The sequence below is a fragment of the Streptomyces xiamenensis genome, assembly GCF_000993785.3.
In the GTDB taxonomy this organism is placed as follows: Bacteria; Actinomycetota; Actinomycetes; order Streptomycetales; family Streptomycetaceae; genus Streptomyces; species Streptomyces xiamenensis.
Genome location: NZ_CP009922.3, coordinates 1,655,560 through 1,670,050 on the forward strand (window position 1 = coordinate 1,655,560; position 14,491 = coordinate 1,670,050).

A 14,491-nucleotide genomic window follows, 5' to 3' on the forward strand; every position below is an offset into this window, starting at 1 on the left:
CGGAACTCTTCTCTCGCTCGTTTCGGAACCCCTGATGCCAGCCGGGCGGCGACGGTGAAGCGGCCTGCCCGGCCTCTCCCGGGGCGCTGACGCGCACAGCACGGGAGGTGTTTGCTCAGAAGCACGACGGGTCTGCTGACACGCCGAGAATCAACTTTATGTGTGACCCGATGACCGGGTCAAATCCCCGGGAACCGGCCCCGGGAACCCCGACGGCCCACCGCCCCGCACCCGCCGGAGCGGGTACGGGGCGGTGGGCCGTACGGGTGCGACACCCGCCGGATCAGTCCTCCGCGGAGGCCGACACCGACGGCGGCGCCTGCTGCTCCGCCGCCGCGGTCTTCTTCGCGGTGGAGGACTTCTTCGCCGTACCGCTCTTCTTCGCCGCGGTCTTCTTCGCCGTCGCCGTCTTCTTCGCCGTCGTCTTCTTGGCCGCGGCGGTCTTCTTCGCCGTGGTCTTCTTCGCGGCGGCCTTCTTGGTGGTCTTCTTCGCCGGTGCCGTGTGCTCCGGCTCCTCGGACCCGCCCGCCGACGCGATGACCGTCACCGCCGCCTCCGTACCGCCCTCGGGCGACCCGGCCGGCGCGGACGCCCGGCGTACCGCCCGGCGCCGCTTGGGCGCGGGCTCCTCGGCCACGGCCGGCTCGGCAGCCGGCTGCTCCTGGGCCGGCGCCTCGGCGACCGGCTCGGAGGCCACGACCACCAGGGCCGGCGCCTCGTCCGCCACCTTCGGCGAACCGGCCGGAGCCGACGCCTTACGGGTACGGCGCCGCGGCGCGGGCTCCTCCGTCACCGGAGCCGGTGCGGCCTCCACCTCGGGCGCGGGCTCGGGCTGCCGCGGAGCCTCGGACGCCGGGACGACGGTCACCGCCTCCTCGGCGGCCTCCGCCACCGGCTTGGGGGCACCGGCGGGAGCGCTCGCCTTGCGGCTGGCCCGCCGACGGCCGCGCGGACCACGCCGCGCCGCCTCCTCGGCCTCGGCCACACTCCCGTACAGCTCCTCGTCCGGGGTGAACGCGGCGGCCGGCTCGACCACCGGAACGACCTCGGGCACCTTCTCCTCGCCGGCCTCCGGCAGCGGAGCGGGCACCGCCTCGGGCACCGGAGCGGCCTCGACCTCGGCCTCGGGAGCCGCGGCGGCCGCCGCCTTCTCCTTGCGCCCGGCCTTGCCGCCCTTGCCCTTCTTGCCGCCGCCACCGGACGCCGCGTGCGTGTGCGGCTGCTCCATGTGGACGATGACACCGCGGCCGTTGCAGTGAACGCACTGCTCGGAGAAGGACTCCAGCAGCCCCTGCCCGACCCGCTTGCGGGTCATCTGCACGAGCCCCAGCGAAGTGACCTCGGCCACCTGGTGCTTGGTACGGTCCCGGCCCAGGCACTCCAGCAGCCGCCGCAGCACCAGATCCCGGTTCGACTCCAGCACCATGTCGATGAAGTCGATCACGATGATGCCGCCGAGGTCCCGCAGCCGCAGCTGCCGCACGATCTCCTCGGCCGCCTCCAGGTTGTTCCTGGTGACGGTCTCCTCGAGGTTGCCGCCCTGACCGGTGAACCGGCCGGTGTTCACGTCGATGACGATCATGGCCTCGGTGCGGTCGATCACCAGCGAACCACCGCTGGGCAGCCAGACCTTGCGGTCCAGCGCCTTCATCAGCTGCTCGTCGATCCGGTAGGTGGCGAAGACATCCACCTCCGAGGTCCACCGCTGCAGCCGCTCGGACAGGTCCGGCGCCACCTGCGAGACGTAGCCGTGGATGGTCCCCCACGCCTCGTCACCGCTGACGATCACCTTCGAGAAGTCCTCGTTGAAGATGTCGCGGACCACCCGCACGGTCATGTCGGGCTCGCCGTACAGCAGGGTCGGGGCGTTGCCCTTCTTCGCCCGCTGCTGGATCTCCTCCCACTGCGCCTGGAGCCGCTCGACATCGCGGGTCAGCTCCTCCTCGCTGGCGCCCTCGGCGGCGGTGCGCACGATGACGCCCGCGTCCTCGGGAAGGATCTTCTTGAGGATCTGCTTCAGCCGCGCCCGCTCGGTGTCCGGCAGCTTGCGGCTGATCCCGGTCATCGACCCCTCGGGCACGTACACCAGGTACCGGCCGGGCAGGGAGATCTGGCTGGTCAGCCGGGCTCCCTTGTGCCCGATCGGGTCCTTGGTGACCTGGACGAGGACGGGCTGGCCCGACTTCAGGGCGGCCTCGATGCGGCGCGGGCCGTTGCCGAGCCCCAGGGACTCGAAGTTGACCTCACCGGCGTACAGCACCGCGTTGCGGCCCTTGCCGATGTCGACGAACGCCGCCTCCATCGAGGGCAGCACGTTCTGCACCTTGCCGAGGTAGACGTTGCCGACGTAGCTGGAGGACTGCTCCTTGTTCACGAAGTGCTCGACGAGGACGTTGTCCTCCAGCACCCCGATCTGGGTGCGGTCGCCCTGCTGGCGCACCACCATGACCCGTTCGACGGCCTCGCGGCGCGCCAGGAACTCGGCCTCGGTGATGATCGGCACCCGCCGACGGCCCTGCTCACGGCCTTCGCGGCGGCGCTGCTTCTTGGCCTCCAGACGGGTGGAGCCCTTGATGGACTGCACGCCGTCGCCGCTCTCGGTGGGCTCGTGGTCCTTCTTCTTGCGGGGCTCGCGGACCTTGATCACCGTGCGCTCGGGGTCGTCGGCGCCCGAACCGCCGGCCTCGCCGGACTCCTCGGTGCGGCGACGGCGACGGCGGCGGCGACGGGAGGACCCGGAACCGGAACCGGACTCGTCCTCCTCCGCTTCGGTCTCAGCCTCGCGCTCGGGCTCGGCCGGGACCTCGGGCTCGGTCTCCCGCTCGGCCCGGGGGGTCTCGGCGGGCTCCGCCGGGGCCTCCTCGGTGTCGTCCTCGGTCTCGGCGGCACGCTCGGCGCTCTCGCCCCGCCGCCTGCGGCGCCCACCACGACGCCGACGGCGCGAGGGCCGCTCGCTCTCCTCGGAGGTCTCGACCTCCTCGTTCTCCTCGCCGACGGCATCCAGCTCGTCCTCGGGTTCGGCGTCGGCCTCGGCCAGCGCCGCCGCCGCCTCGGCGGCGGCCCGCTCGGGCGTCTGGAACATCGGCGGCTGGAAGACCGGCGGCTGGAACACGGCGGTCGCCGGCACCGGCACGGCCGGCGGCATCGGCTCCGACTCGCTCCCCGCTCGGTCCTCAGTCACAGACTTCCTGGCCTTTCCTTCGTCAGTGGAGGTGGAAGCGGCCCGGGTGGCCCGCCGGCGCCGTCGCGGCGCGGTGGCGTCCTCGTCGGGCCGGTTCACGTCAGCCTCTTCCGAAGTGCCACGCGTCGCACGGCGACGCGGGCGGGCGGCCTCGTCCTCGCCCTGGTTCGCCGCGTCCGCGACGGCGGGGGCGGCCGGCGCGGTGGCGGCACGGGTGGCGCGGCGCCGCTGACGCGGGCCGGAGGTCTCCTCGGCGGCGCTGTCACCCGACTCGACCGGAGCGTCCTGCGCGGCGGCCTCGAACGTCGCCTCAGGTGCAGCCGCGGCACGCGTCGCCCGTCGGCGTCCACGGGGAGCCGCGGTCTCGTCAGCGGCGGCGGCAGCGGTGTCGGCCGGCATGTCGGCGGCGGCGGTACGGGTGGCGCGGCGACGCTGACGCGGCGCGGACGCCTCCTCGGCCACGGCCTCACCGGACTCCACCGGAGTCTCCTGCGCGGCGGCCTCGAACGTCGCCTCAGGGGCCGACGCGGCACGCGTCGCACGCCGACGCTGACGCGGCGCGGGCGCCTCCTCGGCGGCGGCAGCGGACTCGGCCGGTACGTCGGCGGGCGCGGTCGCACGCCGGCGCCCACGCGGCGCGGCGGCCTCGTCGGCGCTGTCACCCGACGCCGCCGGAGCGTCCTGCGCACCGGCGGGGGACGCGAAGGTCGCCTCGGGAGCGGACGCGGGGCGGGTGGCACGGCGGCGGCGGCGCGGCGCGGCGGCCGGCTCGTCCTGGCTGTCGGTCCCGGTCACGGGCTGTGCTTCCGGCGCCGGGGTGGGCGCGGGCTCGGCGGCGCTGTCCTCGGCATCGGTCCGGTGCGTCTCCTCGGCGGGGACCGCCGGCGCCGACGCGACGCGCGTCGCACGGCGACGCTGACGCGGGGCGGCGGCCTTCTCCTCGGCGGCACCGGCGTCCGGGGTGCTCTCACCGGAGCCGCCCGCACGGCGGCGGCCACGCGGCGCGCTCGTCTCATCTGCGGCGCTGCCGGACGCGGGGCTCGTCCCGGTCGCGGCGGTGTCGCTGTCCGCCGGCGCGGGGGCCTGGCTCTCCCGGGCACCGGCCTCGGCGACCGCCGGGGCGGACGCGACGCGCGTCGCACGACGCCGCTTGCGCGGCTCGGGGGCCTGCTCGGCGGCTTCCTCCGCCGCAGCCGTCTCCACCGGGGCCGTCTCCGCCTGGGACTCGGTCGCGGATGCGGCGCGGCTCGTACGGCCCCGCCGGCGCGGCGCCGCGGGCTCGCTCTCGCCGTCGGCGGCGGGCGTGGCCTCGGTCACCTCGCTCCCGGCGGTCTCGGTGGCCGCACGCGTGGTGCGGCGACGGGCACGCGGCGCGGCTGTCTCCTCGTCGCTCTTGGCGCCGGCCCGGCGCTGCCCCCCGGCGGCCACGGGTTCTGCGGCGGCCTCGGGGCCGGTCTCGGGGGTCGTGGTGTTCTCGGCGGCGGCCTCCGGCGCGGTCGCCGAACGGGTGGCACGCCGGCGCGCACGGGGCGCGGCGGTCTCGGTGTCACCCACCGCGTCGGCACCGGCGGTGTCGCCGGTCTCAGCGGTCGGCGCCGTGTCCGTGGCGGCGGCCGGCCGCGTCGCGCGGCGCCGCTTGCGCGGTGCGGCGGGCTCCTCAGCGGCGGAAGCAGAAGTAGAAGCGGCGGTCGCACCGCTCACCGCGGTACCGGCGGAGCCCTCACTCCCGGAAGTGCGTTCGGGACGTTCACCCGATGCGGCCGCCACCTGGGGGGCCGTCGTCTCGTTGTCCGTACCGGCCGGCGGACCCGCCGGCCGGCTCGCGGCCCGGCGCCGCCGCCGCGGGGGCAGCGTGCCGCTCGGGGTGTTCGTGTCGTCGCGGTCGCGTTCTGTCGTCACGTCCGCTTCGGCGGACTCGTGTGATGCGTGCATGCGGGCGGTTCTCCCGTCACGCTCCCGGGCGCCTCGCCGATGGGCGGCGGGCAGCGCCGCTCAGGAGCTGTCGTGTCGCTCGCCGGTTCCGGCCCCGTTCCCTGCGGTCCGGCTACGGCGAAAGTCTGCTGGTCGGTGCGCCTGCCGGTAACAGCCGGGCCCGAGTGGCTCCCTGGCACCATGCGGTTGGGCGGCGCGGTGACGACGTCACTGTCCGGTGATCTCCGGCGCCGCCGCGGCCTGCTGCCCGGCGGCCGTGGAAAGGGCGGCCATGGCAGCGTCGCGGTCAGGCGCAAACGGGTCGGTCACCGTCCCGGACTCCTCATCGAGCGGCCCCTGCGCCAGCCTCGTCACCCCAGGGGGGACCGGCGGCGCCAGGTCGGCCACAATACGAAGACCGGACAGAACGTCATCGGGTCGTACGGCAGGTGTGAGATGCCGTACTACCAGGCGCAGTATCGCACAAGGTACGGACGCGAGCGCATCGGACCCGCCGGAGGGCGAAGGGGAGGCGTACGCGTCCGTGGCTTCCAGTGCGGTCACCGCGGCTCTGGCGTCAAAAGTTCTGATGCCCTTCTTTGTTTCCCGCGACACCTCGACGGACGAAGTGGCGAGAAATACTTTTACGGCCCGCTCGGCGTCCGCCGGTTCCACGCCCTCCAGGCGCAGCTCCCAGCACGAGGCCTCCAGCCGTTCGGCGAAGCCGGAAACCCGGGCGTCGACCGCGTCGACGATGTCCAGGCCGGCCGGCAGCGACTCGTCGAGCCGCTCCTTCAACCATGCCACCTCACGCGGCGCGGCCAGCGCGATCTCCAGATACTCGGCCTCGCTGGCCGTCCCGGTCGGCGCCGCGTTCGCGTAGCTGACCTTGGGATGGGGGGTGAATCCCGCGGAGTACGCCATGGGCACTGCGGCCCGGCGCAACGCGCGCTCGAAAGCGCGCTGGAAGTCGCGGTGGCTGGTGAATCGCAGGCGGCCGCGCTTGGTGTAGCGCAGTCGTACACGCTGCACGGCGGGCGCCGGCGGCGGGCCTACGGGCTGTCGCTTGCCCAGTGTCGTCAGTCCCTCGTTCGGTCATTGCTGCCCGGCCGCCCTGGCGGGGCGGACCGTTGTCCGCCCTCCAGGTTACGCGCCACCCGCGCGCGCCCCGTTACCCCTCGTCCGGCGGACCGGTGGGGACCCAGTACCGCAGCTTCTCCGCGCGGCGGTCCTCGAAGACCCCGCCGGCCCCCTCGATCACCTTCCGCGAGCCGACATTGTCGAAATCGCAGGTCACCAGCGCCTCGTCGATGCCCAGCGCCCGCGCCCTGGGCAGCGAGGCCCGCAGCATGGCCGTGCCGTGCCCGAGCCGCCGCGCCGAGGGGCGGACGTCGTACCCGATCAGCCCGCCCCACTCCAGCAGCCGGGGGGTCATGCGGTGCCGGATGGACAGCCGCCCCAGGAACTCGGGGCCGTCCACCCACCACAGCACGGTGGACGGTACGAACCCGCGCGGCCGGCGCGCGTCCTCGCGCGCGTCGGCCAGCGTCTCCTCGACATAGGCGGCGAACACGGCAGCTTCCTGCCAGCGCGGCGCCCACCGGGCGATGTCCCGCCCCAGCATCGAGTTGTCGTCCACCGCGCCGCGCCCTTCGGCGCGGAACTCCTCGACCGCGGCGAGAAAGGACTCCCGTACGGTCTCGGTCGGGCGCACCAGCGCGGGCACCGGCTACTTCCCGACCACGCTCAGCGGCAGCAGCTTCTTGCCGGTCGGGCCGATCTGAATGCTCGTATCCATCTGGGGGCACACCCCGCAATCGAAGCACGGAGTCCAGCGGCAGTCCTCGACCTCGGTCTCGTCGAGCGCGTCCTGCCAGTCCTCCCAGAGCCAGTCCTTGTCCAGGCCCGAGTCCAGGTGGTCCCAGGGCAGGACCTCCTCGTAGGAGCGCTCGCGCGTGGTGTACCAGGCCACGTCCACCCCGTACTGGGGCAGCGCACGCTCGGCGCACTCCATCCACTGGTCGTAGGAGAAGTACTCGCGCCAGCCGTCGAACCGGCCGCCCGCCTCGTACACGGCGCGGATGACGGCCCCGATCCGCCGGTCGCCGCGCGACAGCAGGCCCTCGACGATTCCGGGCTTGCCGTCGTGGTAGCGGAAACCGATGGAGCGGCCGTACTTCTTGTCGCCGCGGATCTTCTCGCGCAGCTTCGCCAGCCGCGCGTCCGTCTCCTGCGCGGACAGCTGCGGCGCCCACTGGAACGGGGTGTGCGGCTTGGGGACGAAGCCGCCGATGGACACGGTGCAGCGGATGTCGTTGGAGCCGGTCACCTTGCGGCCCTCCGCGATGACGCGGGTGGCCATGTCGGCGATCTGCAGCACGTCCTCGTCGGTCTCGGTCGGCAGCCCGCACATGAAGTAGAGCTTGACCTGCCGCCAGCCGTTCCCGTAGGCGGTGGAGACGGTCCTGATCAGGTCGTCCTCGGAGACCATCTTGTTGATGACCTTACGGATCCGCTCGCTGCCGCCCTCCGGCGCGAAGGTCAGGCCCGAGCGGCGCCCGTTGCGCGTCAGCTCGTTCGCCAGATCGATGTTGAAGGCGTCCACCCGGGTGGAGGGCAGCGACAGACCGATCTTGTCCTCTTCGTAGCGGTCGGCGAGCCCGCCCGCGACATCGGCGATCTCGCTGTGGTCGGCGGAGGAGAGCGACAGCAGCCCGACCTCCTCGAAGCCGGTCGCCTTCAGGCCCTTGTCCACCATCTCGCCGATGCCGGTGATCGACCGCTCGCGCACCGGCCGGGTAATCATCCCGGCCTGGCAAAACCGGCAGCCGCGCGTGCAGCCCCGGAAGATCTCCACCGACATCCGCTCGTGCACGGTCTCCGCCAGCGGCACCAGCGGCTGCTTGGGGTAGGGCCACTCGTCCAGGTCCATGACGGTGTGCTTGGACACCCTCCACGGCACCCCGGAGCGGTTGGGCACCACGCGGCCGATGCGGCCGTCCGGCAGGTACTCCACGTCGTAGAAGCCGGGGACGTACACGCCGCCGGTCTTCGCCAGCCGCAGCAGCAGTTCCTCGCGCCCGCCGGGGCGGCCCGCCGCCTTCCAGGCCCGCACGATGTCGCTGATCTCCAGCACGGCCTGCTCGCCGTCCCCGATCACCGCGCAGTCGATGAACTCCGCGATCGGCTCGGGGTTGAACGCGGCGTGCCCGCCGGCCACGACCACCGGGTGGTCCTCGGTGCGGTCGGCGGCGCGCAGCGGGATGTCCGCCAGGTCCAGCGCGGTCAGCAGGTTCGTGTAGCCCAGCTCCGTGGAGAAGGACACCCCGAACACGTCGAAGGCGCCCACCGGCCGGTGCCCGTCGACCGTGAACTGCGGGACCCCGTGCTTGCGCATGAGCTCCTCCAGATCCGGCCACACGCTGTAGGTGCGCTCCGCGAGCACGCCCTCGCGCTCGTTGAGCACCTCGTAGAGGATCATGACGCCCTGGTTGGGCAGCCCGACCTCGTACGCGTCCGGGTACATCAGCGCCCAGCGCACGTCGCAGGCGTCCCAGTCCTTGACGGTGGAGTTCAGCTCACCGCCCACGTACTGGATCGGCTTCTGGACATGCGGAAGCAGGGCCTCCAGGCGCGGGAACACCGACTCGACAGGCATGAACTCGTGTCTTTCGGAAGGGGGCTGAAACCGGCTGCCCAGGTTACAGCTCCCGCTCGTAGCCTTCCGCCAGCCCGTGCTCGCGCTCGTACACCACCCCGTAGCTGAACGACGCTTCCCCGGCCGCCTCGGCCGCCGCCGCGATCCGGAGCAGCGCGGCCCGCGCCTGCACGCTGTCCTGGTGTTGGCCCAGCACCCGCTGCACCTGGGCGAGCTTCTTGGCCCGTTTGCGCTTCCCCGCCGTCTCGGCCGCGTATCGGGCCCGTTTGGCGGCCTTGCGCGCCGCGTGCCAGGCGGCGTCCCGGTCCGGGCCCGGCGGGGTGCGGCGGGCGGCCCGCAGCCGCCGTTCCATACGCCGGACGTCGTGCCGTACCGCCAGGGTCAGCACGGGCCCGGCGGGCCAGTACGCGTCGGGCAGCAGCGGCGGGTCGGTCAGCAGCGCGTCCAGGGAGGTCAGCAGGTCCAGGTGGCGTGCGCTGTCCAGGGCGCGCACCGAGGTGTCGGCGCGCGGACGGTCGGTGTACGCGGCCACCCGCTGTTCCAGCGGCCCCCGGCGCAGCTCGGGCTCCAGCTGTGACAGCCGCCGGCGAAGCCGCCCGGCCAGCACCTCACGGTCCCGGTCCACGCCGAGCTCTGCCCCCAGGCGGCGCAGTTCCCCGGCGATCGGCCCGGTGCGTTCGCGGTCCAGCACCGCCCACTGGGAGCGCAGCGCGCTGCGCAGCCGCCGGGTGGCCACCCGCATCCGGTGCACGGAGTCGGGGACCCCGCGCCGTACCGCCGGGTCGAGCTCCACGATCAGCCGCACCTGCCGCCGTACGTACGCCATGACCCGCTCCCCCGCGCTGCCCGCCGGCAGTGCGGGCCCCGGGCGCGGTGCCGGCGGCGGAGTGGCGGTGGCGGCGAGCGCGCGGGCCGCCTTGGACGGTGCCTGGGAGCGGGGCAGTCCGGCGGCCGTCAGCCGTTCCTCGATGAGGTCGAGCAGCCCGGCTCCGGCCGCCGGGCGCAGTTCCACCTCGTACTCCACCCAGTGCGCGGCGCGCGGCCCGCGCAGCGCGTCGACCCGGTCCCGTACCACCTCCGCCAGCGGCTGCCCGGCGGCGTCCAGCAGCAGCCGCGTTTCGCGCTCGGTGCGCAGTTCCACCAGGGGTACGAGGGGGGCGCCGCGGGTCCGTGAGCGGATCAGGTCGGTCAGCCCGTCGGGCGGGTGTTCGCTGTGCGGTGCCCTGATCTCCTCGCGGGTGTCGCCGTCCACCGGCAGTTTCAGGTGCCAGCCGGGGTCATCGCCCCCGGTGCGGCGGCGCAGGGTGATGCCGTCGGCCGTAAGCCGGCGGTCCTCGGTGTCGTAGTAGCGCGCCTCCAGCACCGCCGGCGCTGCGTCGGGCCCGCGCACGGCGGCCACCGGTCCGGTGCCGGTCAGCTCCGGCAGCGGCCCGGTGGCCTCGTACTTCCGCTCGGTCTCCGTCGCGCTGGTGACAGCCATGGTGCCCTCCGCTTCCACGGTAGGGGCGTACCGCTCAGGCCGACAGCGGGCGTTTCATCCGGATCGACTGGAGCAGCCCTATGGCGATCCAGCCCACGAACATGGAGGTGCCGCCGTAGGACAGGAACGGCAGCGGGATGCCGGCGACCGGCATGATGCCCAGCGCCATGCCGATGTTCTCGAAGGACTGGAACGCGAACCAGGCGACGACGCCCGCCGCGATCAGCGTGCTGTACAGGTCGGTGGCTTCCCTGGCGATGCGCAGCGCCCGCCACAGCACGACCCCGATCAGCAGGATTATCCCGCCGGCCCCCACGAAGCCGAGTTCCTCGCCGGCGACGGTGAAGATGAAGTCGGTCTGCTGCTCGGGCACGAACTGCCCGGTGGTCTGGGTGCCCTCGAACAGGCCCTTGCCGTACAGTCCGCCGCCGCCGATGGCGATCCTGGCCTGGTTGGTGTTGTAGCCGACGCCGGCCGGATCGAGCGCCGGGTTGGCGAAGGCCGCGAAGCGGTTGATCTGGTACTCGTCCAGTATGTCGAGCATCCACACCAGGACGGCGCCGACCACGGCCGCCGCCAGCAGCCCGGAGGTCCACCACAGGGAGGCGCCGGAGGCCAGCAGCATGCCCAGGACGATGACGCACAGCACCATCGCGGTGCCCATGTCGTCGATGAGGACGATGGTCACCGGGACCATGGCGATGGCCAGCGCCTGGAGGACGGCGCGGCGCCGCGGGTGTTCGCTGTCGCCCGCGTCGACCTGGGCGGCGAGCACCATGGCCATCGCCAGGACGACGGCGACCTTGGCGAACTCGCCGGGCTGGATCGTGTAGCTGCCGATCGACAGCCAGTTGCGCTGGCCGTTGATCTCAGTGCCCAGCGGGGTGAACACCAGCAGCATCACCACGAGGGTGAATCCGAAGTAGACGGGGACCGCGCTGCGCAGCCGGTGGTGCCCCAGCCACATGACGGCCACCGCCAGGGCTATGCCCACGGCGAGGTTGATGGACTGCCGGATGAGGAAGTACTGCGGATCGCCGTTGTTGATCTCGGTGCGGTTGCGGGTGGCGGACCACACCAGGACGCAGCCGATGACCGACAGCGCGCCGGCCGCCAGCAGCATGATCCAGTCGACGCGCCGGGCGAGCGAGTCCCGGGCGGTCATCCGCCGCCAGGCGCTCTTGCGGGGTGCGAACCGCCCGATGCTCAGGGAGTAGTCGCCCACGTCAGTCGTTCGACCTCTCGTCCCGCCCGGCCACATTGCCCGCGTTCCACTGCTCGCCGGCCGGGTCGTCGCCCGGTGGCTGCTGTCCGCCGTCCTGGTCGCCGCCCGGTTCGAGGCCGTCGGGCAGTTCCCGGTCGCCCGGGTCCTCCTCCTGGCCGTCCTCGCCCGGTTCGCCGCTCTCTTCGCCCTCTTCGCCCTCTTCCGCGTCCTCGCCCCGGGGCTCGTCGCGCTGGGCGATGATGGTGCCGTTCTCGTCGATCTCCGGCAGCGCCGCCTGCGGGGTGGGCAGCAGCGCCAGGTCCGCGTTGACGGAACCGTCCTCGCCGACCCCGTAGATCGCCTCGTAGATGTTGCGCACGGCCGGGCCGGAGGCCCCCGAGCCGGTGCCGGCCTGGGAGATGGTCATCACGATCGTGTAGTCCGGGGAGAAGGTGGCCAGCCAGGAGGTGGTCTGCTTGTCGCCGGACGCCTCCGCGGTACCCGTCTTGGCGTGCAGCGGGATCTCGCCCTGCGGCCAGCCCATGAAGCGCCAGCTGGCGCTTCCGGTGGTGATCACGGACTCGGTGGCGGACTGGAGGTCCGCGACGGTCTGGGCGTCGGCGGGCAGTTCACCGCTGACCACGGGATCGATCTCCTCCAGGACGGTGCCGTCCGCGCCGATGATGGCCTTGCCGACGGACGGCTCGTACAGAGTGCCGCCGTTGGCGATGGCCGCGTAGACGGAGGCCATCTGGATGGGGGTGACCAGCACGTCGCCCTGTCCGATGGAGAAGTTGAGCATGTCACCGGCGCGCATCTTCATGCCCTCGGTGCAGTTCTCGCGGGCGATCCGGGCGCCGTAGTCCTCGCGGTCGGTCTCGGCCACCTCGCACCAGTTGTCCTTGTTCGCCTCCCAGTAGTCCTGCTTCCACTGCCGGTCCGGGACGCGGCCACTGGCCTCGTCGGGCAGGTCGATGCCGGTGCGGGCGCCGAGGCCGAAGCCGTGGGCGGTGGTGAACAGGGTGTCGTTGGGGTCGTCCTTGGGGTTGATGCCGCCGTCCCGCTCCCACTCGCGGTGCGCGATGCCGTAGAAGACGGTGTTGCAGGACACCTCGATCGCGCGGTGCAGGCTGATCATGCCGTAGCCCTGCGACTCGAAGTTCTTGAACGTCTGGTTGCCGATGCTGTACGAGGAGCCGCACTCGTAGCGGCCGTCGAAGTCGTAGCCGGCGTTGACGGCGGCGGTCGAGGTGACCACCTTGAACGTCGATCCGGGCGGGCTCTGGCCCTGGATGGCCCGGTTGAGCAGCGGGTAGTTGGAGTCGTCGCCGGTCAGTGCCTGGTAGTTCTCGGTGCTGATGCCGCCCACCCACACGTTGGGGTCGTAGTCGGGGGCGGAGGCCATGGCGACGACGCGGCCGGTGGCGTTCTCCAGGACGACCACGGCGCCGGAGTCCGCCTCGTAGGGGCGGCCGGTGATCTCGTCGGTCTGGGCCCGGGCCTCCTCCATCGCGCCGATGAGTTCCTGCTCGGCGACCGCCTGCACCCGCGAGTCGATGCTGGTGACCACGTTGGAGCCGGCCGCCGCGGCCTCGCCCTCGGCCTCGCCGATGACGCGGCCGAACTTGTCCACCTCGTAGCGGGTGACGCCGGGCTGGCCCCGCAGATAGCTGTCGTAGGTGCGTTCGAGGCCGGCGCGGCCGATCTGGTCCGAGCGCAGCAGCGGCGCGTCGGTGTCCTTCGCGTCCGCCACCTCGTCGTCGGTGACCGGGGAGAGGTAGCCGAGCACCTGCGCGGAGTGCGAGCCGTACGGGGCGGGGTAGCGGCGTACGGCGGTGGGCTCGGCGCTGACGCCGGGGAAGTCCTCGGAGCGCTCGCGGATCTGCAGCGCCTGCTGCGGGGTGGCCTCGTCGGTGATGGGGATCGGCTGGTACGGGGAGCCGTTCCAGCACGGCTGCGGGGTCTGCGCGTCGCACAGCCGGATGCGCTGTGCGATCTCCTCGTACTCCATGCCGAGGAGTTCGGCCAGCCGGGTGAGGACGGCTTCGCCGTCGTCCTTCATCCGGGTGAGCTGGGAGCGGTCGGCGGAGACGACGAGACGGGTCTCGTTGTCGGCGATGGGCACGCCGCGGGCGTCGAGGATGGCGCCGCGCACGGCGGGCTGGACGACCTGCTGCACGTGGTTGCCGGCCGCGGCGGCGGCGAACTCGTCGCCCTGCCGGATCTGGAGGTACCACAGCCGGCCGCCGAGGGTCAGCAGCAGCGAGAAAACCAGTATCTGGATGATGATCAGCCGGATGGTGACGCGCGAGGTCCGCCCGGTCTCCGGGATGTTACTCACAGTCGCTTGACCCCCTTGATGCGCCCCGCCCGGTTACGGGCCGAGCGACTGAGCAACGTGCTGCGCTGGCCACCGATGCGGGCGGCCTTGCCGTAGCGGGTACGCCGGCCGCCCCCGCGGGTGCTGAGCCCGGTGCCGCCCCCGAACCAGCCGGACAGGTTGTCGCCGCCCGACGAGGGGCCGCCGGAGCCGTCGCCCTTGAGCGGGTCGTTCTCCAGCCGCCGGGCCATCGCCATCACCAGCGGCACGGTGAACGGGGCGAGCAGCAGATCGTAGAGCGTGGCCGTCAGCAGCAGCCCGGTGAGCCCGACATGGCGGGCCGCGGTGTCGCCGACCAGCGCGCCGACACCCGCGTACAGCAGCGTGGAGGACAGCGCGCCGCCCGCCACCACCAGCATCGGCACGGTCGCCGAACGGTGCTGGCCGGTCTCGGGCTTGGTGAGGCCGGCCGCGTAGCCGATGACGCACAGCACCAGGGCGTAGCGGCCCACCGCGTGGTCGGCCGGCGGGGCCAGGTCGGCGAGCAGCCCGGCGCCGAAGCCCACCAGGGCGCCGCCGACGTGGCCGTACACCAGAGCGAGGCCGAGCACGGTGAGCAGCAGCAGATCGGGGACGGCGCCGGGCAGTTGCAGCCGGGCCAGGATCGTGACCTGGAGGACCAGCGCCACGACGACGAGGATCACCGCGAGGATCGTGCGGGAGACGCGCATGGTCAG

Annotated in this window: 8 protein-coding genes; all 8 read right to left on the minus strand. The window is 73.0% G+C overall.

The annotated features are described in order from the left end of the window. Positions 1 to 283: 283 nt before the first annotated feature. Positions 284 to 5,113 (minus strand): Rne/Rng family ribonuclease, encoded by a 4,830-nt coding sequence (locus SXIM_RS07565; protein WP_078846863.1) that lies wholly within the window; start codon positions 5,111 to 5,113, stop codon positions 284 to 286. A 207-nt stretch (positions 5,114 to 5,320) separates the two neighbouring features. Further along, positions 5,321 to 6,124, minus strand: a complete 804-nt coding sequence (locus tag SXIM_RS07570; protein ID WP_046723370.1) for a TIGR03936 family radical SAM-associated protein — start codon at positions 6,122 to 6,124, stop codon at positions 5,321 to 5,323. 139 nt (positions 6,125 to 6,263) lie between these two features. Continuing rightward, positions 6,264 to 6,818, minus strand: coding sequence for a GNAT family N-acetyltransferase (locus tag SXIM_RS07575; protein ID WP_046723372.1), 555 nt, complete (start codon positions 6,816 to 6,818; stop codon positions 6,264 to 6,266). A 3-nt stretch (positions 6,819 to 6,821) separates the two neighbouring features. Beyond that, on the minus strand, positions 6,822 to 8,750 hold the full coding sequence (locus SXIM_RS07580) for a TIGR03960 family B12-binding radical SAM protein (RefSeq protein WP_030725666.1): 1,929 nt from the start codon (positions 8,748 to 8,750) through the stop codon (positions 6,822 to 6,824). Positions 8,751 to 8,793: 43 nt separating this feature from the next. Further along, positions 8,794 to 10,230, minus strand: a complete 1,437-nt coding sequence (locus tag SXIM_RS07585) for a CYTH and CHAD domain-containing protein (RefSeq protein ID WP_046725507.1) — start codon at positions 10,228 to 10,230, stop codon at positions 8,794 to 8,796. Between the two features lie 34 nt (positions 10,231 to 10,264). Further along, the gene (gene rodA / locus SXIM_RS07590; protein ID WP_425473483.1) at positions 10,265 to 11,395 is read right to left on the minus strand and encodes a rod shape-determining protein RodA; all 1,131 of its coding nucleotides are present in this window, start codon (positions 11,393 to 11,395) and stop codon (positions 10,265 to 10,267) included. Positions 11,396 to 11,456: 61 nt separating this feature from the next. Continuing rightward, positions 11,457 to 13,775, minus strand: coding sequence for a penicillin-binding protein 2 (gene mrdA, locus SXIM_RS07595; protein WP_078846864.1), 2,319 nt, complete (start codon positions 13,773 to 13,775; stop codon positions 11,457 to 11,459). Beyond that, a complete protein-coding gene (gene mreD, locus SXIM_RS07600) occupies positions 13,772 to 14,485 on the minus strand; it encodes a rod shape-determining protein MreD (RefSeq protein ID WP_030725655.1) in 714 nt (237 codons plus the stop codon). The genes mrdA and mreD overlap by 4 nt, the downstream gene beginning before the upstream one ends. Positions 14,486 to 14,491 lie beyond the last annotated feature (6 nt).

What these genes read in the sequence shown, in the direction of transcription:
- mreD (WP_030725655.1), bottom strand. Translation starts at nt 14,485, where the DNA reads ATGCGCGTCTCCCGCACGATCCTCGCGGTGATCCTCGTCGTCGTGGCG.
- SXIM_RS07565 (WP_078846863.1), bottom strand. Translation starts at nt 5,113, where the DNA reads ATGCACGCATCACACGAGTCCGCCGAAGCGGACGTGACGACAGAACGC.
- SXIM_RS07580 (WP_030725666.1), bottom strand. Translation starts at nt 8,750, where the DNA reads ATGCCTGTCGAGTCGGTGTTCCCGCGCCTGGAGGCCCTGCTTCCGCAT.
- SXIM_RS07585 (WP_046725507.1), bottom strand. Translation starts at nt 10,230, where the DNA reads ATGGCTGTCACCAGCGCGACGGAGACCGAGCGGAAGTACGAGGCCACC.
- rodA (WP_425473483.1), bottom strand. Translation starts at nt 11,395, where the DNA reads ATGACCGCCCGGGACTCGCTCGCCCGGCGCGTCGACTGGATCATGCTG.